The 18348-nt window shown below is 64.5% G+C and carries 18 protein-coding genes and 1 other RNA gene; 15 read left to right on the top strand and 4 right to left on the bottom strand.

Annotation, left to right across the window (positions count from 1 at the left end; all coding sequences use genetic code 11):
• Positions 1–354: 354 nt before the first annotated feature.
• From ompA to ssrA, 4 genes are all read left to right on the top strand, one after another.
• Complete coding sequence (gene ompA / locus GXB81_RS12150) at positions 355–1002, top strand: outer membrane protein OmpA (protein ID WP_167049519.1); 648 nt, start codon at positions 355–357, stop codon at positions 1000–1002.
• A 162-nt stretch (positions 1003–1164) separates the two neighbouring features.
• On the top strand, positions 1165–1863 hold the full coding sequence (ubiG, locus tag GXB81_RS12145) for a bifunctional 2-polyprenyl-6-hydroxyphenol methylase/3-demethylubiquinol 3-O-methyltransferase UbiG (RefSeq protein ID WP_167049521.1): 699 nt from the start codon (positions 1165–1167) through the stop codon (positions 1861–1863).
• A 40-nt stretch (positions 1864–1903) separates the two neighbouring features.
• Positions 1904–2617, top strand: a complete 714-nt coding sequence (gph, locus tag GXB81_RS12140; protein ID WP_205989237.1) for a phosphoglycolate phosphatase — start codon at positions 1904–1906, stop codon at positions 2615–2617.
• Between the two features lie 180 nt (positions 2618–2797).
• Positions 2798–3167, top strand: a transfer-messenger RNA (tmRNA) gene (gene ssrA, locus GXB81_RS12135).
• A 140-nt stretch (positions 3168–3307) separates the two neighbouring features.
• On the opposite strand, the gene GXB81_RS12130 is transcribed toward ssrA, so the two are convergent.
• A complete protein-coding gene (locus GXB81_RS12130) occupies positions 3308–4021 on the bottom strand; it encodes an IclR family transcriptional regulator (RefSeq protein WP_205989236.1) in 714 nt (237 codons plus the stop codon).
• Positions 4022–4186: 165 nt separating this feature from the next.
• Between GXB81_RS12130 and GXB81_RS12125 the strand changes: the two genes are divergently transcribed.
• The 10 genes from GXB81_RS12125 to GXB81_RS12080 all read left to right on the top strand — a co-directional run bounded on the left by GXB81_RS12125 (position 4187) and on the right by GXB81_RS12080 (position 15318).
• Positions 4187–4888, top strand: coding sequence for an RraA family protein (locus GXB81_RS12125; RefSeq protein WP_167284689.1), 702 nt, complete (start codon positions 4187–4189; stop codon positions 4886–4888).
• The gene (locus GXB81_RS12120; RefSeq protein ID WP_205989235.1) at positions 4888–5835 is read left to right on the top strand and encodes a hydroxyacid dehydrogenase; all 948 of its coding nucleotides are present in this window, start codon (positions 4888–4890) and stop codon (positions 5833–5835) included. Before GXB81_RS12125 ends, GXB81_RS12120 begins: the two co-directional genes overlap by 1 nt.
• Before the next feature lie 24 nt (positions 5836–5859).
• On the top strand, positions 5860–6789 hold the full coding sequence (locus tag GXB81_RS12115; protein ID WP_167049531.1) for an SMP-30/gluconolactonase/LRE family protein: 930 nt from the start codon (positions 5860–5862) through the stop codon (positions 6787–6789).
• 135 nt (positions 6790–6924) lie between these two features.
• On the top strand, positions 6925–8244 hold the full coding sequence (locus tag GXB81_RS12110) for an MFS transporter (protein WP_241016322.1): 1320 nt from the start codon (positions 6925–6927) through the stop codon (positions 8242–8244).
• A 54-nt stretch (positions 8245–8298) separates the two neighbouring features.
• Positions 8299–9453: a porin gene (locus GXB81_RS12105; protein WP_205989233.1), complete on the top strand. Its 1155-nt coding sequence runs from the start codon at positions 8299–8301 to the stop codon at positions 9451–9453.
• An 11-nt stretch (positions 9454–9464) separates the two neighbouring features.
• Positions 9465–10511: an amidohydrolase family protein gene (locus tag GXB81_RS12100; protein ID WP_167049537.1), complete on the top strand. Its 1047-nt coding sequence runs from the start codon at positions 9465–9467 to the stop codon at positions 10509–10511.
• Positions 10508–11791, top strand: a complete 1284-nt coding sequence (locus tag GXB81_RS12095; RefSeq protein WP_205989232.1) for an MFS transporter — start codon at positions 10508–10510, stop codon at positions 11789–11791. The genes GXB81_RS12100 and GXB81_RS12095 overlap by 4 nt, the downstream gene beginning before the upstream one ends.
• Entirely contained in the window at positions 11788–13029 is a 1242-nt protein-coding gene (locus GXB81_RS12090; RefSeq protein WP_205989231.1) for an MFS transporter, read from the top strand. The genes GXB81_RS12095 and GXB81_RS12090 overlap by 4 nt, the downstream gene beginning before the upstream one ends.
• A gap of 17 nt (positions 13030–13046) precedes the next feature.
• On the top strand, positions 13047–14372 hold the full coding sequence (locus tag GXB81_RS12085) for an MFS transporter (protein WP_205989230.1): 1326 nt from the start codon (positions 13047–13049) through the stop codon (positions 14370–14372).
• Position 14373: 1 nt separating this feature from the next.
• Positions 14374–15318, top strand: coding sequence for an amidohydrolase family protein (locus GXB81_RS12080; RefSeq protein WP_205989229.1), 945 nt, complete (start codon positions 14374–14376; stop codon positions 15316–15318).
• A 100-nt stretch (positions 15319–15418) separates the two neighbouring features.
• Here GXB81_RS12080 and GXB81_RS31410 read toward each other — a convergent pair whose 3' ends face one another.
• Complete coding sequence (locus GXB81_RS31410; protein ID WP_241016319.1) at positions 15419–15700, bottom strand: immunity 50 family protein; 282 nt, start codon at positions 15698–15700, stop codon at positions 15419–15421.
• A 496-nt stretch (positions 15701–16196) separates the two neighbouring features.
• On the opposite strand from GXB81_RS31410, the gene GXB81_RS12070 reads away from it, so the two are divergent.
• A complete protein-coding gene (locus tag GXB81_RS12070) occupies positions 16197–16565 on the top strand; it encodes a hypothetical protein (RefSeq protein WP_167049547.1) in 369 nt (122 codons plus the stop codon).
• Positions 16566–16757: 192 nt separating this feature from the next.
• On the opposite strand, the gene GXB81_RS12065 is transcribed toward GXB81_RS12070, so the two are convergent.
• A complete protein-coding gene (locus GXB81_RS12065; RefSeq protein WP_167049549.1) occupies positions 16758–17024 on the bottom strand; it encodes a hypothetical protein in 267 nt (88 codons plus the stop codon).
• Positions 17025–17226: 202 nt separating this feature from the next.
• Positions 17227–18303 carry a substrate-binding domain-containing protein gene (locus GXB81_RS12060; protein WP_167284679.1) on the bottom strand — a complete coding sequence of 359 codons (1077 nt, stop codon included), beginning with the start codon at positions 18301–18303 and terminating at the stop codon, positions 17227–17229.
• Between the last annotated feature and the right edge of the window lie 45 nt (positions 18304–18348).

Genomic DNA, 18348 nt, shown 5'->3' with positions numbered 1-18348 from the left:
CATATTAGAGGGCATGCGAAAACACCATTCCGGCCTGCCACTTTCTGTCACGATCAGGCTCGATTCCTGCATGCGGCGATTCGCCGCTGAGCCAGGCCTGGCGTACCCGCGCGGCGAATATCTTTGTTGCGCATGCACCACAATTGAAGAGGGATTTGATGGGGGGCGGATTTTTTTTTCGTAGGAGGGGAACGATATGGCAAAATGCCAACGCACAAAGAGTCAGACGCTGCTCGAAGTCTACACAGACGTTTTTTGTTCTGCACCAATGTTATACTTCGAGCAATGTATGACTTGTCTTCGTCAACAGGCTCGCAGTAAACCTGCGGTAATCTCAATTTCGAGAGGAGAAATATGAATAAACTTTCAAAGCTCGCGTTCATTGCAGCTACCGCGGTTATGGCTGCATCCGCCATGGCACAGTCGGTGCCGGCGTCGCGACAAGCCACGAACGACAACTGGGTGAATGGCACCGGCGAATACGTGTGGATGAACGGCACGAACGAGCTTTGCTGGCGCGATGCATTCTGGACGCCGGCAACGGCTAACGCCAAGTGCGACGGCGCTCTGGTTGCTCAAGCTCCTACCCCGCCGGCACCGGTCGCTCCGGTCGCTCCGATCACCAGCCAGAAGATTACGTACCAAGCCGACGCTCTGTTCGACTTCGACAAGGCAATCCTGAAGCCGGCTGGCAAGGAACGTCTGAGCGAACTGGCAGCGAAGATTCAAGGCATCAACCTCGAAGTCGTGGTCGCTACGGGTCACACCGACCGTATCGGTTCGGACGCATACAACGACCGTCTGTCGATGCGCCGTGCTCAAGCTGTGAAGGCATTCCTGGTCAGCAAGGGCATCGAATCCAACCGTATCTACACGGAAGGCAAGGGTCGCCGCAACCCGGTCACGACCGGCTGCAACCAGAAGAACCGCAAGCAACTCATCGCCTGCCTCGCACCGGACCGTCGCGTGGAAGTCGAAGTTGTCGGTACGCCGAAGCAGTAAGCTGCGACTTACCGCAGTATCGAAAGCCCCGCTCTGGCGGGGCTTTTTTTATGCCCGCGCGCCTCATCGAGCCGGCACTTTTGCCGCCCCGTCTCTCGCCCTATATACTCGGGGTTTATCCTCGAGCGCTCGCTCACCGCTCTCATCGAGGCAGCTTTCGCCATGACCAACGCCGATCCCCACGAACTACAGAAATTCAGCGACCTCGCGCATCGGTGGTGGGACCCGAATGCCGAATTCAAGCCGTTGCACGAACTCAACCCGATTCGCCTCGGCTGGATCGACGCTCACGCGCATCTGGCTGGCAAAAAAGTGCTGGATATCGGTTGCGGCGGCGGCATTCTGTCGGAATCGATGGCGAGTCTCGGCGCCCATGTGAAGGGCATCGACCTGTCGACGCAGGCACTCGGCGTCGCAGATCTGCACAGCCTTGAAAGCGGTGTAACAGTCGATTACGAAGAAATCGCCGCCGAAGCACTCGCTGCCCGCGAACCGGCCACCTACGACGTGGTCACCTGCATGGAAATGCTCGAACACGTGCCCGAGCCGGCCGCAATCGTCGACGCCTGCAAGAAACTCGTGAAGCCGGGCGGCTGGGTGTTCTTCTCCACCTTGAACCGCAACGTGAAGTCGTACCTGTTCGCGGTGATCGGCGCCGAATACATCGCGCGGATGCTGCCCAAGGGCACGCACGACTACGCGCGCTTCATCCGTCCATCGGAACTCGCGGGCTTCGTGCGCGCCGCCGGCCTGCACACGACCGACATCAAGGGCATCGTCTATAACCCGCTCAGCAAGCATTTCGTGCTGTCGGCCGACACGAGCGTCAACTACATGCTCGCCTGCCGCCTCGACACCTGAACGTCCCGACCCGCTTTGACCTGCAGCCTCCGATCGAACAATGAGCGACCCGACTCCCCTACCCCAACGCGAAGACAATGACGACGCACTCGGTCTTTGCCAGGCCGTGCTTTTCGACCTCGACGGCACGCTAGCCGACACGGCACCCGATCTCGCGGCGGCCGTCAACAAGATGCGCCACGATCGCGGACTCGACATGGTCCCGCTCGAAAAGCTGCGTCCACTCGCGTCCGCGGGTGCGCGTGGGCTGATCGGCGGCGCGTTCGGCATTGGACCGGATCATCACAAATTCACCTCGATGCGCGAGGAATTCCTCGCCAACTACGAAGCGGATCTGTGCATCGAGACCACGCTCTTTCCGGGCATCGCCGAAGTGCTCGACGAACTCGACGCGCGCGGCGTGCGCTGGGGCATCGTCACGAACAAGGTCACGCGGCTCACCGAGCCGCTGGTCGCGCAACTCGGCCTCGAGGAACGGGCAGGCTGCGTGGTGAGCGGCGACACCACCCCGCATCCAAAGCCGCACCCCGCGCCCTTGCTGCATGCCGCGCGCGAACTGGACATGGCGCCGGAGCGCATCGTCTATGTCGGCGACGACCTTCGCGACGTGCAGGCGGGCTTTGCCGCCGGCATGAAAACCGTCGCCGCGGCATACGGCTATTGCGGTAACGATATCCCGCCGACGCAATGGCACGCTCAGCACGTGGTCAGATCGCCGGCCGAGTTGCAGAAGCTGCTGCGCGAAATCAGCTGATTACGTGACGCCAATTCACCGGCATCACAGCCGTATCGCGCCGATCCGACACACTTGCTGACACAATTGCATAGCCTCCGCACTGGCGCGCCGCCAACCGGAAGTACGCGGAAACACGACGCGGCCGTCGATCTATTGTAAAATCTCCACTTGGCTCATAGATTCAGAGCAACGAACCGCGGGGGCGACCTGGTTTCGACAGGGGTTGCGAAGCGGCTAGGGCATGTCGAGGACCCGTCACCTCGTTAATCAATGGGAAAAACGTAACTGCAAACGACGATACGTTCGCACTGGCAGCCTAAGGGCCGCCGTCCTCTGCCTAGTTCACTGACGGGCTAGTGTCGCAAGACCGGTAGCAATACCGACAGAGGTCATATACGTCAGTTAAGCCTTGGCGGCGTCACGACGTCCGGGTCGAAAATCTAGTGAATCGCCGTAGCGCAGCGTGTTCGTCCGCGTCGCTCCGGTTAAATCAAAAGACAGAACTAAACATGTAGAACTGGTCGTAGAGGACTTCTGGACGCGGGTTCGATTCCCGCCGCCTCCACCAAACATTGATTGAACACAAAACCCCGTAAGCCGCAAAAGCTTACGGGGTTTTTGTCTTTTCCGGCTCAACCATCGAGCCCGTCACCCGGGCGACAACTGCCCCCGAGCGAATTGGCACCACGCCTACTCCGCTCCCAAAGTCTACGCACCACCATACATGCGCTCACAGAGCCCAACGCTCGCCCCGAGCTTGCGCGAAAGATCGAACGCTGCGCGTAGCTGCAGGCCTTTGAACTCTCCCGACTCGTGGGCCGCCTCGAGCCTCGATGCCGGCCCGGACAGCGTAAGCGCGGCCACGCACTTGTCTTCCGCACCGAAAACCGGCGTGGCGAAGGCGGCCGTATGCTGGTCACGCGCGCCGGAAGTGAAAAGCGGAATGTCCGGCGTGGCATCGAAAACCGGCTCGCCCAATGCCCAGAACCGCAGGACGCATCCAATCGCCGTATCGTCGAGCGGCAGAGAGGTTCCGGGAAGCCGCGTCTCGCGCAAACCCTCCGCCGGCTCCGCCCTGAACAGGCAAAGACGCTGGGAATTCCCGAGAACGTAGTACGATGCGCTTTCCTTCGTTGCGGCGGCCAGTGCGTGCAGAATCGGCTCGACCACCGACGACAGATGGAAGGATTGCTCGTAGAGCTTCCCGAGATACAGCACCCTCGGACCCAACGAATACATCCCCGCCTCCGAGCGTATGACGTAGTTCGTCCGCTCCAGCGAATTCATCAGGCGATACACCGTCGTCTTGTGCATGCCCGACGCCTGCGCGAGCGCGGCGAGCGACAGCGATTCCGCGCCAGGCTTGAAGCAATCGAGCAGCGCCAGCGCCTTTTCAACTGACTGAACCCCTTCGTTTCCCATCGCAATCCCCGAATTGGTCAATCGGAGAATTGTACATCGTACAACGTCGTTTTATACCATAAAAGGGTAAACACCAGTGGATACCGATTAATCGCGCGGCTAAAGTAGTTTCATTAAGTACAACACAGTTGTACATTGTACAACTCAATACATGAGGCTACTCCCATGAGCGCAATTTCCAACGCAACTCCCGCCATCGTTCGCGACTTCGAACGCGTTTCACCTGAACTCGTCGAGGCCGCGTCCCGTTTTCAGGCCGCCATTCTTGCCGACGTTGCCGGCCGCCGCGGCACCCTGCACGGCCGCGTCAAGCCCCTGTCGCCGAACATGAAGGTCGCGGGCCCGGCCGTGACCGTCGAAGTCCGCCAAGGCGACAACCTCGCCATCCATGCCGCGCTCGCCATCGCCAAACCCGGCGACGTGATCGTCGTCGATGGCAAGGGCGATCAGAGCTGCGCGCTCATCGGCGAAATCATGGCGACCCAGGCGCACGCAAGCGGCTTTGCCGGCTTCGTGATCGACGCGGCGGTGCGCGACTCGCACGAACTCGCGAACGGCGCGTTCCCGGTCTTCTCGGCCGGCCTGAATCCGTGCGGCCCGACCAAGGGCGTCGCGGGCCGCGTGAATCATCCGATCGCCGTTGCCGGTGCCGCCGTCAAACCGGGCGACCTCATCGTGGGAGACGCCGACGGCGTCGTCGTGATTGCGCGCGAAGAAGTCGAGCAGATTCTCGTGCTCGCGCAGAAGAAGCTCGACGCGGAAACGGCGCGTATCGCCGCGATCCGCAACGGCGAGGCGCTGCGGCCGGCCTGGGTGGAAAAGGAATTGCGCGCGGCCGGCATGCTGGCCGAAGGCGAGGCGCTGTAATGCAAACGGCCAACCAGAAACCTGTCGTGCTCGTCACGGCGGCGGATCTCGCGCCGCAAGCGCTCGCGTTGCTCGACCGCTTCGAGGTGGTCTTCGCGGGCAAGCAGCCGACCGAGGACGACATCGTCACGCTGTGCGCACAGTACAAGCCGGTCGCGATCATCGTCCGGTATGGCAAGGTCAACGCGCGCATCATGGATGCCAGCGAAAACCTGCGGGTCATTTCCAAGCACGGCAGCGGCATCGACGTGATCGATCAGGACGCCGCGGCGCAACGCGGCATCGCCGTTCGCGCCGCGGCCGGCGCAAACGCGGCCGCCGTCGCCGAGCATGCCTGGGCGCTGATTCTCGCGTGCGCCAAGTCCGTGACCCAGCTCGATGGGCGCATGCGTGCCGGACATTGGGACAAGTCGACGCATAAGTCGGTCGAGCTCAACGGCCGAACCCTCGGTCTCGTGGGTCTCGGCGCGATCGGCCGGCGGGTCGCCGCTGCGGCCCAGGCCTTCGACATGCAGGTGATCGCGTTCGATCCCTATACGAAGGAAGCCCCCGCCGGCGTAAAGCTCGTCACGCTCGACGAGCTTTACGCATCGGCCGACGTGGTCTCGCTGCACTGTCCGCTGACGGCCGAAAACCGCCAGATGATCGATCGCGAGACGCTCGCCAGGCTCAAGCCGGGCGTCATTCTCGTCAATACCGCACGCGGCGGACTCATCGACGAGCCCGCACTCGTCGACGCCCTCGCCAGCGGCCAGGTGCGCGCGGCAGGTCTCGACAGCTTCGACGTCGAACCGATGGCGCATCCCCACCCGTTCCAGCGCGTGACCAACGTGATCCTGTCGCCGCATATCGGCGGCGTGAGCGACGCGGCCTACGTGAACATGGGCAAGGGTGCGGCGGCGAATGTGCTCGCAGCGATCGAAGAGCACGCCCAACGCCTCGTGTGATCGGCGCCAGAGTCAGAGGTTGATATGTATTTGCTCAAGTCCCCGGAAGTCCGCGAAGCGGAAGTCTTCACCCGCATGCCGGAGCGTTTTCGCAAGCCCGGCGTGCAGACCGAATGGGCGCGCGCCAATCGCGGCGGTCAGTCGACCGATTCGTTTCTCGAAGGCCCGGTCTGGAGTCCTACGGGTCATCTCTACGTGACCGACATTCCGCATGGCCGCATCTTCCGCATTGCCGGCGACGGCGAGTGGGAACTGATCGCCGAATACGACGGCGAGCCCAACGGCATGAAGCGGCTCGACGACGCCCACCTGCTCATCACCGACTATCGCAACGGGCTGATGCGGCTGGACATCGAGCGCGGCACAGTGTCGCCTTATCTCGAGCGCCGCAATACCGAGCGCTTCCGGGGCGTCAACGATCTGACCTTCGACTCGGCCGGCAATCTGTACTTCACGGACCAGGGGCAGACAGGTCTGCACGATCCGACCGGGCGCGTCTACCGTCTTTCGCCGCAGGGCAAGCTCGATATGCTGCTCGGCAATTGCCCGAGCCCCAACGGCCTCGTGCTCTCGCCCGACGAAAAGGTGCTCTACGTCGCGATGACACGCGGCAATTGCGTGTGGCGCGTCCCGCTTCAGGCGGACGGATCGGTCAGCAAGGTCGGGCAGTTCTTTACCTCGTATGGCCCGAGCGGCCCGGACGGACTCACCATCGATACGGCGGGACGCCTGTTCGTCGCCAATCCCGGTCTTGGCCGTGCGTGGGTCCTCAATCACCTGGCGGAACCCGAAGTTGTCCTGACCAGTCCGGCAGGCGCATCGCTCACCAATCTTTGCTTTGGCGGGCCCGACATGAAGACGCTCTTCATGACTGAATCCGTCTCGGGAACCGTCCTGCGAGCCGACATGGATATCGCCGGCCCGCTTCCTCAGCAGGCCAGGCACACTCACTAGCCGGCATCCAGGCGGATCGCTGCCGCGACCCGCCCGTCCGATCAGAACACGTTGCGCCCGGCGAGGCGCAATGGAGGAGCGCACATGCAAGTTTCCCGAACCTTGAGCGCGAACAGCGCGCCGCCCGACAACCCCATGCCCGGGCATCCGGCAATGCACCCGGAGCACTATGCCGCCAGCGAGCGCACGCTGGCCAAGGCCTATCGCCGGATATTGCCGTTCATTTTCGCGTGCTACGTGGTCAGTTATCTCGACCGCACCAACGTCGGATTCGCAGCACTGACGATGAACCGCGAGCTCGGCCTCACCGCCCAGGAATTCGGCCTGGGCGCCGGGCTCTTTTTCATCGGCTATTTCCTGTTCGAAATCCCGAGCAATCTGATCATGCAGAAGGTCGGCGCGCGCGTCTGGATCGCCCGGATCATGATTACGTGGGGCCTGATTTCGATGGCGACGGCTTTCGTCACGGGGCCGAAGAGCTTTGCCGCCGCCCGCTTCCTGCTCGGTCTCGCGGAAGCCGGCTTCACGCCCGGCATCTATCTGTATTTCACGCACTGGTTCCCCGGCAGATGGCGCGCGAAGATCACGGCGGCCTTCCTCGTCGGCATTCCGGTCGCGAACATGATCGGCTCGCCGATCTCCGGGGCGCTGCTGCAACTGAGCGGCCTGCACGGGCTGCACAGTTGGCAATGGCTTCTGCTCGCGGAAGGCTTGCCGGCCATCCTGCTCGGCATCGTGTGTCTCTTCGTGCTGGCCGACCGTCCGGAGAAAGCGCGCTGGCTGAGCGAGGAAGACAAGCAGCTCCTCGCGCAACGCCTCGCGCTCGAACAGCAGGGCATCGCCAGAAAACATGGCGCCAGGCTGCGCGACGCCATGACGAACTGGCGAGTCTTCGTGCTGGCGTTCGTCAACTTCTGCGGGATTGTCGGCTCGATCGGCGTCGGCTTGTGGATGCCGCAAATCATCAAGCAATTCGGTGTCAGCCATGCGGTCGTCGGCTGGCTCGCGGCGATTCCCTACGCGCTCGGCGCCGTGCTCATGCTGGTGTGGGCGAGAGTCGCCAACCGCGCGTCGAACCGCGTGCCCTACGTGGCGGGCGCGCTGCTCCTCGCCGCGGCGTCGCTCGCTGTCAGCACGATGCTCGACGTCCCGACGCTCAAGCTGATGGCGCTGTGCCTGACGGTCAGCGGCATCCTCGCCTTCCAGGCAACCTACTGGGCGATCCCTTCCGGATTTCTCACGGGCCGCGCCGCGGCAGGCGGCCTCGCGCTGATCGTCTCGGTCGGCAACCTCGGCGGTTTTGTCGGGCCGTCGATGATCGGCGGCATCAAGGAGTTCTCCGGCAGCTTCACCGCGCCTTTGCTCGCGGTGGCGTGCGTGATGCTGGTCGGCGCCCTGACGATCGCGTGGCTGGGAGACCCCGGCGCGGACGCCGGCGAAGCCTCGCGCACCTGACACCGTTGCCTCACCCATAACTTCAATATACCTAAACGACTTTCCGGAGACATCATGCCGTACAAAAAGGCCGTCACGACCGTCGCCACCCAGCCTCCCGTTCCGTTGCGCGCCGCCGCTGCACTGGCCGCGCTCGCGCTCACTCCTCTCGCGGCGCATGCGCAAAGCAGCGTGACGCTTTATGGCATCGTCGATGTCGGTGTGGAGCACATCAACAACACGCCGACGGGCGGCGCAGTGACCCGCGAGGTCTCGGGCAATCTCTCGGGTTCGCGCTGGGGTTTGAAGGGCGTCGAGGATCTCGGCGGCGGGATGCAGGCGATCTTCACCCTCGAAAACGGCTTCAACATCAACGACGGCACGCTCGCGCAATCGACCAAGGGGCTGGGCGCCAATGCGGCCACCACCTCGCGCCTTTTCGGCCGCCAGGCCTGGGTCGGCCTCGCGTACGGCAATCAGAAGCTGACCTTCGGCCGGCAGAACTCGGTCTTCTACGATCAGGCGGTCGTGTTCGATCCGATGGGCGCGTCGTCGCGCTATTCGACCTTGTCGGTCGACTACGCAGCCGCGGGGCGCATCGACAACGCCGCGAAATACGTCGGCGCGTTCGGGCCCGTAACCGTTGCGGCCATGTACAGCACGCGCTATGACACGGGATACGGCAGCGAAGTGCCGGGCGCCCAACTGACCGGCCGCTACTTCGGCGGCTCGCTTACTTACGCGCGCGGCCCGCTCGCGGCGAGCGTGTCCTACGAACAGCGCAACAGCAACACCGTCGCCACGAACACCGCCACGGAACGGCGCGCGGTCGCGGCGGCAACGTATGTCATCGGCAGCCTGAAGGCATTCGCCGGCTATCGCTATCTGCAGGCGTCGAACGCGTTCCTGCCTGCCAATCCGATCGCGCTCGCGAACGGTGCGCAGTCGAGCGCCGCCAATCTGTACTGGGCCGGCGCGCTCTATAACTTCACGCCGGTTTTCTCCGTCACCGCGTCGGCCTACTACCAGGACGTCCATTCGACGAGCGCCGATCCCTGGATGGCGGTGCTCAGCGCCGACTACCTGCTCTCGAAAAGCACCGACCTCTACGCGACCGCCGGCTTCGCGCGCAACAAGGGCAACTCCGCGCTCGGCGTGAACGGCTACGGCACCGTCGCGGCGGGCTACGACCAGACCGGCTTCGTGGTCGGCATGCGCAAGAAGTTCTAGGCGGCGAGGCCATGCAGATCGTCCACGCCCCTCACCTGCCCATCCGGGAAAACTGGCTCGCGCGGCGGCGCGAGGAAGTGTTGCAGCCGGATCTCGCCATCGTCGACGCGCACCATCACCTGTGGGACCGGCAGACGGGCCGCTACCTCGCCGACGAATTGCGGCAGGACACGGGCGGCGGCCATCGCATCGTCTCGACGGTCTACGTGCAGTGCCGCTCCATGATGCGAAGCCACGGCCCCGACGCCATGAAACCCGTCGGCGAAGTCGAATTCGCCAACGGCGTCGCCGCGATGTTCGCCAGCGGTGCCTATGGCGCTTCGCGTTGCTGCGAGGCCATTGTCGGCGGCGCGGACCTCGCGCTCGGTCACGCCGTCGCACCGGTGCTCGAAAAGATGCTCGACGTCTCGGGCGGGCGGCTGCGCGGCATTCGCAATCCGCTCGCATGGCATGACAGCGAGGCGGTGCGGTCGAGCCCGGTCGTGCCGCCGCCCGATCTCATGCAGCGCCGGTCGTTTATCGACGGTGTGCAAACGCTCGCGACATACGGCCTCAGTCTCGACGCCTGGGTCTATCACACCCAGCTCGATGCGCTCTACGACCTCGCCGTGCAAGCGCCGAACGTGACGATCGTAATCGATCACTTCGGCGGTCCGCTCGGCATCGGGCCTTACATCGGCGAGCAGGCCGAAGTGCGACGCGCCTGGACGGCCGCACTGCGGCGCCTCGCGCATCTGCCGAACACGCGCATGAAACTCGGCGGCGCCGGCCTGACCGTATTCGGTTTCGACTTCGCGGCGGCCGAACTCCCGCCGTCGTCCACCGACCTCGCGGCCGCGTGGGCGCCGATGTTCGAGACCTGCGTCGAGCTTTTCGGCGCGCAACGCTGCATGTTCGAAAGCAATTTCCCGGTCGACAAGGGGATGTTCGGCTACACGGTGCTCTGGAACGCCTTTAAGCGCCTGGCAGGCAGTGCGTCGCCTGACGAGCGTGCCGCGCTGTTCAGCGGAACCGCCGCGTCGACCTACGGGTTGGACCTATCAGGAGACAAGACATGAAACCGGAAACGGCGACGGTAGCGACCGCGGCAAGCGGCGCCAGCACGCACGCGAAGGGGTACCGCGACATCTCGCGCGCGGAATGGCGCTCGCTGTCACTGGCGGGTCTGGGCTGGACCTTCGAGAGCTACGACTCCTTTCTCCTGTCGCTGCTGTTGCCCACGCTGGCCTTGCAGTTCGGCCTGAGCAAAGCGCAGCTCGGCCTCTTCACGAGCATCACCGCCGCCGGGCAGATCGTCGGCGGCATTCTCTTCGGCTATGTGTCGGATCGCCTCGGCCGCGTGCGTACGGCCTTGCTGTGCATCGGCATTTATTCACTGTTCTCAGGACTGCTTGCGTTTGCGCCGAACGAGCACTGGTTCGCCGTCTCGCGATTCTGCGGCGCGTTGGGCATGGGCGGCATGTGGACGGCCGGCGCCGCGCTCGTCGCCGAAACCTGGCATGCGAGCCGGCGCGGCAAAGGCGGCGCGCTCATGCAGATGGGGCTGCCGATCGGCGCGATCATCGCCATCAGCGTGGCGGGCATCGTGAGCATGGCTAACGGCGGACTCGCCGGCAACGGCTGGCGCCTGCTGTTTCTGATCGGCGCGCTGCCGTTCTTCATTCTCTTCTGGGTCGCGCGCAAGACGCCCGAATCGCCGATCTGGCTCGAACGCAAACAGGCCGCGCGGCACGACAAGGCGCATCAGTCCGCCGCTGCCACGCAGCTCAACGTGCGGGGCTTGCTGACCGCGTTCACGTTCATCTTCTTCCTGCAATACCTGTACTGGGGCGTTTTCACGTGGACACCCACGTTCCTCGTGACGGTGAAGCACCTCGACTTCGTGCACAGCCTCAAGTTCGTTCTCGCGTTGCAGTTCGGCGCCATCTCGGGCTTCCTGCTGTTCTCGGCCTTCGTCGACAGGATCGGCCGGCGGCCCATGTTCATCGCTTATCTGCTCGTGGGCGCAGCAGCCGTGGGCGTCTATATCTTCTCCGCGAATCCGTTGCTGCTGATGGCCGCGATCTTTCTCACCGGGTTCGGCGTGAACGGCATCTTCGCGGGTGCGGGCCCCTTTCTCGCCGAGATCATCGGCGACACGGCCTCGCGCGGCTTTCTCATGGGCCTCGCCTATAACGGCGGACGGCTCGGCGGCTTTATCGCGCCACTCGTCATCGGTGCGCTGGCTTCGAGCGCCGGCGGCTTCGTGCTGGGCCTCGCGACCACGATCGTCGCGTTCGTCGCGGCGGCGATCGTCGTGTTCTTCGCGCCGGAAACGCGCGGCAAGGCACTCGCATGAACACGACGGCACGGCAGCCCGGCTTCTACGACCGGCTGTTTCCGGCGCTCGCCGAACCGGCTTTGCGCCGCTACGCGTGCGGCCAGGTCGTTTCGGTGCTCGGCAGCTGGACCCAGAACATCACGCTGAACCTGCTCGTGTACCACCTGTCGGGCATGGCATCGGTGCTGGCGCTGCTGAATTTTCTGCTGTACGGGCCGCAACTCGTGGTCGCGCCGCTGGCGGGATCGCGCATTCACTCGGCCAACGCGCGGCGCACGACGCTCTGCGTGCTCGGCACGTCGATGCTGCTCACGATGAGCCTGCTCACGCTCTGGCTGCTGGGGCTGCTCGGCGTCAAGCTGATCCTGCTGCATGCGCTTGCCATCGGTATGTCGAGCGCCGTGGAAACGCCCTCCCGCCAGATGCTGCTGGTGACGAGCCTGTTCGATCAGCGACTCACGTCCAATGCGGTTGCCATGAACACGATGGTCTACAACGTGGGGCGCATGGTCGGCCCGAGCATCGCCGGCTTCGTCTATCCGGCGTTCGGGCCCGGCGCCGCATTTGGCGTGTATGCGTGCGCGCTGGCCGTGATGGCACTGTGCGTGCGTTCGATGAAAACCACCGGCGCGCCGCACGCGGCACGCGCGGATAGCGGCCTGAGAGACGCGGTGGGCTACGTGATGTCGGACGCGTTTTCGGCGCGCTACCTGCCGATCCTCGCCTGCATCGGACTCTTCGCCGCAAGCTACCAGACGCTGGTTCCGCTGCTGGCCGACCGCGCCTATCACAATGCCGCGCACTATACGGGCCTCTTCTTCGCCGCGGCCGGCAGCGGATCGCTCAGCGCGGCGGTGCTGCTTTCGTCGGCCTGGGGGCCGCGCGCCTCGGCACGGCTGCTCGCGCTCTCGCCGTGGAGCGCCATCGCGGCACTGCTCGTGCTCGCCTCGACGAACGACATCGGCCTGTCGATCCCGGCGTTCTACGCGCTCGGATTCAGCCTGACCTTTTCGGCGACCTCGACCAACGCGACGATCCAGCAGCGCTGCCCGGAGCAGGTGCGCGGCGGCCTCGTGGGCATGTATGGCATGGCCTACAACGGCACGATGCCGTTCGGCTATCTGCTCGCGGGAACGGCCGCCGAAGCGCTCGGCGTGCGCAATACGTTCAGCGTCATGGCGTTCGTCCTCGCAAGCTGCGTCGTCGCGATCCACGTTTTACATCACATCCGACTGCGCCGCTCCGGCGCACAATAACGCCAGGAGACTCACTCATGCAATTCAACGGCAGCGCCGCTGCATCCGCGCTCGAGCAGCAGACCCTTCGCAAGGTCGTCTGGCGGCTCGTGCCCTTCCTCATGCTCTGCTACCTGCTCGCGTTCATCGACCGCGGCAACGTCGGCATGGCGTCCCTGCAGATGAATCACGACCTCGGACTTTCACCGCGCGTTTTCGGGTTCGGCAGCAGTCTCTTCTTCGTCTCGTACTTCTTCTTCGAAGTGCCGAGCAACATGGCGCTGCAACGCTACGGCGCGCGTATCTGGATTGCCCGCATCATGATTACGTGGGGACTCGTTTCAACGGCCACCGCGCTGGTGCGCACGCCGACCGGTTTCTACGTGCTGCGCTTTCTGCTCGGCGCGGCCGAGGCCGGTTTCTTCCCCGGCGTGCTGCTTTACCTGTCCTACTGGGTTCCTGCGAAGTATCGCGCCCGCATCGTCGCCACCTTCATGGTGGCGATTCCCGCCGCGAGCTTCATCGGCTCGCCGATCTCGGCGGCCCTGCTGCAACTCGACGGCTTCGCGGGGCTGCGCGGCTGGCAATGGCTCTTCATCCTCGAAGGCATTCCGACCGTGCTGCTCGGCCTGGTCTGCCTCGTGCTGCTGACCAACAAGCCGGACGAAGCGCGCTGGCTGTCGGCCGGCGAGCGCGAGTGGCTGACCGGCGCCATCGCGAGCGAAGCGCGCGCTCCCAGCAAAGTCCCGCCGATGCCGCTCGCGAAACTGTTTCGCAATCGCTATGTGCTGTGTCTCGCGCTCGTCGATGTGTGCGCCTCCGGCGCGGGCAGCACGCTTTCCGTGTGGCAGCCTCAATTGCTGAAGTCGTATGGCTTGACGGTCATGCAGACCGGTCTGCTCAACTCGGTGCCCTACGCGCTGTCGTCCGTTCTCATGGTGTACTGGGGACGACGCTCGGACCGGCGGCAGGAACGGCGCTGGCATACGGTGATTCCGATGCTGCTCATCGGCCTCGGCCTGTTCGGCACGTCGCTGAGCGGTTCGCTTTTGCCCACCCTGACGATGCTGTGCGCGGTGCTGGTCGGCGCCTATGCCTTCAAGGGGCCGTTCTGGGCGCTCGCCTCCAGCATGCTGTCCAACAGCACGGCCGCGGCGGGACTCGCGACCATCAACGCGATCGCCAATCTGCTCGGCGGCGGCCTGATGGTGAACGTCTACGGCTGGGTCAAGGAAGCCACGGGCAGCTACGCGCTCGCGCTGATGCCGCTTGGCCTGCTGACGCTCGTGAGTGTGGCGACGCTCCTGCTGCTGAGCCGCCCGGGCCCCGATCAACGCGTGCCGAATAAAGTCGAGGTGGTTTGACATGCCCGATATCAAACGCCGCCAATTCCTCGGCATGCTCGGTGCGGGCAGCCTCGCCGCCGCACTGCCCCGTCTCGGCGAGTGCGCCGGGATCTGGTCCAGCGGCACCGAGCGGCCATCGTTCAGGCTTCCTGAAGGTACGGTGGACTGCCATATGCACATCTACGACGACCGCTTTCCGAGCGCGCCGGGCACCACGCTGCGGCCACCCAATGCGACCGTCGGGCAATACCGGCAGATCCAGCAGCGCCTCGGCATGCGCCGCAATGTCGTGGTGACGCCATCGACCTACGGCACCGACAACCGCTGCCTGCTGGACGCGCTGAAGCAGTTCGGCGCCGACGCGCGCGGCGTGGCGGTCGTGGATACGTCCGTCACCGACGCCGGGCTTGCGCAGATGAACGAAGCGGGCGTTCGCGCCATACGCTTCAATCTCAGCTATCCGGGCGCCACGACCGTCGAGATGCTCGCGCCGCTTGCGGCCCGTATCGCGCCGCTCGGCTGGCACATCGAGCTGGTCGTGCAGGGCGCGAAGCTGCCGGCGCTGGAGAAGCACCTGCTCGCGTTGCCGTGCCCTCTCGTGCTCGATCACATCGCGCATGTTCCGCAGCCGGACGGCCTCGGCTCGGATGCCATGAAGAGCGCGCGCAAACTGGTCGAGCGCGGCAATACCTGGGTGACGCTCTCGGGCCCGTACGTCGATACGAAAAGCGGCGCGCCCGAGTATGCCGACGTCGCGCCGGTGGCGAAAGCATTCATCGCGATGGCGCCCGAGCGCATGCTGTGGGGCACCGACTGGCCTCATCCCACGGAAAAAACCACCAAGCCCGACGATGCGGGATTGGTGGATGTGATCGCTTCGTGGATCGGCCGTAGCGATTGGCAACGGATGATCTTCGCGTCCAATCCGGAGAAGTTATACGGGTTTCCTCAGATCGCCCGTTGAGGGCGTTTGCCGCGCGAGGGATGGTGTCGCGTTTTTTCACGTTTTGTCACGACAAGGCCGGCGGTGGAGCCGCCCTCTCTCTCCGGCCGCGGCATGGCTCTTACGAAACCTCGCGCACATAAGGCCGCACGTCGACGATCACGACTTCCTTGCACGTCAGCCGGATATCGAGACCGACATTCGGCATGAGGTCCAGTTGGATCAATGCTCCCGGTGCTTGCGCGAGCGTCATTTCCATGATCGTGGCTTCCTCGAGCATGGCGTTCACGTCGATCCCGGAAGTCCGCACGTCCAGACAGTCGAGCACGACCACCTGATCGGGACGTCCGTCTACGGCCGGCGCGCCATAACGGTTGTGCAGCACTTCGAGCCGCACATCCACTAGTTCGCGCGTACGCGCACCGGGTAGCAGGCGACCGTCTCCGTCCTCCCGCGTTTGCCGTTCCCGTCGCATGCAAAACGAACGAACCGCCGAATCATGAAAGGACGGATAGCCGCCGAGAGCCCTTGCCAGCGTTTCGCCATGGGTTGCCAGTTCCCATCCCCATGTTTTTTGCGGGTGACTCTTTGGCGGACTATTCATCGCGTGACCCTTATTCAAGATTGATTGGCGACAGGGGCAGGCTGGATCGTGCCCCACGCGCGGAATATTCCCCCGCTCCCACCCGTTCATCCCGTACGCGCGCGCCGGTGAAGCCGGTGAATCGCGCCGGCGGATCGCAAATCGGCATCCGCTGCCTATACTCGAACCTGGCGAAGTCCAACGCAGATGTCCAGCGCGTTAGCAAAACGCGTTGCCAGAAACGCAGTGCCCGCAACACGCGGTCAAACCGCACCGTCCGACCATCCAACACGTCGTCAACACAGGAGCCCGCATCATGCGCAAGTCCATCCTCGTCCTGGCCCCACTCGCCTTCGTTGCGCTGCAACAGAGCGCCCTCGCCGATCCGCCCAAGGTAGACGGCGGCCGCTTCGTCACCGCGGACGGCATGTCGCTCTACACCTTCGACAAGGACACCACCCCAGGCGTGAGCGCCTGCACCGGCGGCTGCATGAGTTACTGGCCCGCGGCGACGGCAGCCCCGACCGACAAGCCCGCGGGCGACCTGACGCTGATCCCGACCGCGGACGGCAAGCAGCAGTGGGCGTACAAGGGTCATCCGCTCTATCGCTATTCGTCCGACAAGCAGGCGGGGGATACGAAGGGCGACGGTTTCAAGGACGTGTGGCACATCGCCAAGCCTTGAACCGACACACGCGGAAACACTTCGGTCGCAAGGCATATCGGCCGTAGGCTGTCACAAATCGCCCACGCAGAATCGCGCGGGGAAGCAGGCCCACAAAGCACAACGCCGGCGCAAAGCCGGCGTTGTCGTTGCCTCGGGCACTGTCAGACGTTCGACGTTATCAGACGTCGAACGAAGCCCGGCACACCCCTCTTACTGGTCCTGAGGACACTGCAGATTGCAGCCGTTCGGATCGCCCATGTCGCCACGCTTGCGCGCCGCCGTGGGTTTGCCATGCTGATACTTGCTCGACGGCGCGGACGCCGCGAACGGCATCTGCGGATGTTCGTTGATACGGAACTCGTCCTGCAGGATGCCGCCCGGCACGCCGGGCGAATTCTGCGCGAAAGCAACGGAAACGGTGGCGCAAAGCACACCCGCCGCGGCGACCGCGGCACATGCGTGAAGAAGAGCTTTCATAGTGTTCGGCGCGGCGTGGCGCGTGGTTAAAGCGGATGCGAAGCCAAGAGAGTAGCTGAAACGAACGCACTTCGCAGCGGCCTACGCAGCTTAACGATTACAACCGCTTACGCCATCGCCGGGGCAGCGCCGATTCCACCCTCCATCCCAGCGCACTTTCCAGCGCGCTTGCCACCCCACTTGCCATCGCGTTTTCCACCGCTCAAGCCGCCTCGCCGAGGCCTTCCGCCAGATCCACGAGCCTGCCGCAGTCGCGCGGATCGTAGCCGTCGAGCTGCTCGACGCGATGGCGAAACGCGCTGCCGCGCAGCAGTTCGATCACCGAGGCGAGCGGCGCGCGCGTCAGATGCGCGCGGTCGCACGCGAAGTAATAGTCTTCGTCGACGACCGGAATGAAGTCGAGCCCGAAGTGATGCGCGGCCGGCTCCACGCCGAAACCGACGTCCGCCATGCCGCTCGCGACGAAGGCCGCGATCGCCGAATGCGTGAGTTCGGTGGACGCGTAGCCGTTGACCCGGTCCGGGTCCACGCCGATCCGGCGCAGCGCGAGATCGAGCAGCATGCGCGTGCCGGAACCCGGCTGCCGGTTGACGAAGCGGATGTCGTCGCGCGCGAGATCGCCGAGGCCGCCGATCCGCTTCGGGTTGCCCTTGCCGATGAACAGCCCCTGCTTGCGCCGCGTCAGATGCACGAGCACATGGCGCTGCGGATCGAGCCAGCGCCGATAGGTATCGGCGCACACCGCGCGGAATTCGCCGAGCGGCAGGTGAAAACCCGCCAGATCGCACTCGCCGCGCGCGAGTGCACTGACCGCGTCCGCGCTGTCGCGATATTTGATCTCGACCGGCAGATCGTGCGCGACGAGCGCCGTCACCAGTGCGGCCACCGCGTAACCGTGCGAGGCGTGGATGCGCACGTCGTCGGCGGGCGGCGCGAGCCAGCGGTTCAGGTCGCTCGCCACCTCGCTCGCGAGCGCCTGCAGATTGCCGTCGAGCCGCTCGCCGCACAGCCGCTGCGCGCGCAGCACCGCTTGGCCGAGTTCGGAGAGCACCGAGCCGCGCCCGCGCTCTTTCTCGATCAGCGCGCCGCCCAGACGCTCCTCGATGCCGCGCAGCAAACCCCACGCATGCCGGTAGGACAAACCCTTAAGCGCCGCGGCCTGGGCAATGCTGCCCGATTCGTCGACGAGCGCGAGCAGCGGCACCAGCTCCGACAGGCTGGCCTCGCGGCCGTCCGCACCCTTCACCACCAGTTCGACCTGGCATTCGATCCTGACCATATATGTGTATCTCTTTCCTATTGCGTGCGCCCGTCGGCCCGCCTA

Origin of the sequence: Paraburkholderia sp. Ac-20336, assembly GCF_017105025.1 — a bacterium.
GTDB lineage: Bacteria > Pseudomonadota > Gammaproteobacteria > Burkholderiales > Burkholderiaceae > Paraburkholderia.
The sequence above is the reverse complement of the archived record's forward strand: the minus strand, read 5'-3'. Positions and strand labels throughout refer to the sequence as shown.

Bases quoted from the DNA above. Each gene is read 5' to 3' on its own strand.
- ompA (WP_167049519.1), top strand. From the start codon at position 355: ATGAATAAACTTTCAAAGCTCGCGTTCATTGCAGCTACCGCGGTTATG.
- ubiG (WP_167049521.1), top strand. From the start codon at position 1,165: ATGACCAACGCCGATCCCCACGAACTACAGAAATTCAGCGACCTCGCG.
- gph (WP_205989237.1), top strand. From the start codon at position 1,904: ATGAGCGACCCGACTCCCCTACCCCAACGCGAAGACAATGACGACGCA.
- GXB81_RS12130 (WP_205989236.1), bottom strand. From the start codon at position 4,021: ATGGGAAACGAAGGGGTTCAGTCAGTTGAAAAGGCGCTGGCGCTGCTC.
- GXB81_RS12125 (WP_167284689.1), top strand. From the start codon at position 4,187: ATGAGCGCAATTTCCAACGCAACTCCCGCCATCGTTCGCGACTTCGAA.
- GXB81_RS12120 (WP_205989235.1), top strand. From the start codon at position 4,888: ATGCAAACGGCCAACCAGAAACCTGTCGTGCTCGTCACGGCGGCGGAT.
- GXB81_RS12115 (WP_167049531.1), top strand. From the start codon at position 5,860: ATGTATTTGCTCAAGTCCCCGGAAGTCCGCGAAGCGGAAGTCTTCACC.
- GXB81_RS12110 (WP_241016322.1), top strand. From the start codon at position 6,925: ATGCCCGGGCATCCGGCAATGCACCCGGAGCACTATGCCGCCAGCGAG.
- GXB81_RS12105 (WP_205989233.1), top strand. From the start codon at position 8,299: ATGCCGTACAAAAAGGCCGTCACGACCGTCGCCACCCAGCCTCCCGTT.
- GXB81_RS12100 (WP_167049537.1), top strand. From the start codon at position 9,465: ATGCAGATCGTCCACGCCCCTCACCTGCCCATCCGGGAAAACTGGCTC.
- GXB81_RS12095 (WP_205989232.1), top strand. From the start codon at position 10,508: ATGAAACCGGAAACGGCGACGGTAGCGACCGCGGCAAGCGGCGCCAGC.
- GXB81_RS12090 (WP_205989231.1), top strand. From the start codon at position 11,788: ATGAACACGACGGCACGGCAGCCCGGCTTCTACGACCGGCTGTTTCCG.
- GXB81_RS12085 (WP_205989230.1), top strand. From the start codon at position 13,047: ATGCAATTCAACGGCAGCGCCGCTGCATCCGCGCTCGAGCAGCAGACC.
- GXB81_RS12080 (WP_205989229.1), top strand. From the start codon at position 14,374: ATGCCCGATATCAAACGCCGCCAATTCCTCGGCATGCTCGGTGCGGGC.
- GXB81_RS12070 (WP_167049547.1), top strand. From the start codon at position 16,197: ATGCGCAAGTCCATCCTCGTCCTGGCCCCACTCGCCTTCGTTGCGCTG.
- GXB81_RS12065 (WP_167049549.1), bottom strand. From the start codon at position 17,024: ATGAAAGCTCTTCTTCACGCATGTGCCGCGGTCGCCGCGGCGGGTGTG.
- GXB81_RS12060 (WP_167284679.1), bottom strand. From the start codon at position 18,303: ATGGTCAGGATCGAATGCCAGGTCGAACTGGTGGTGAAGGGTGCGGAC.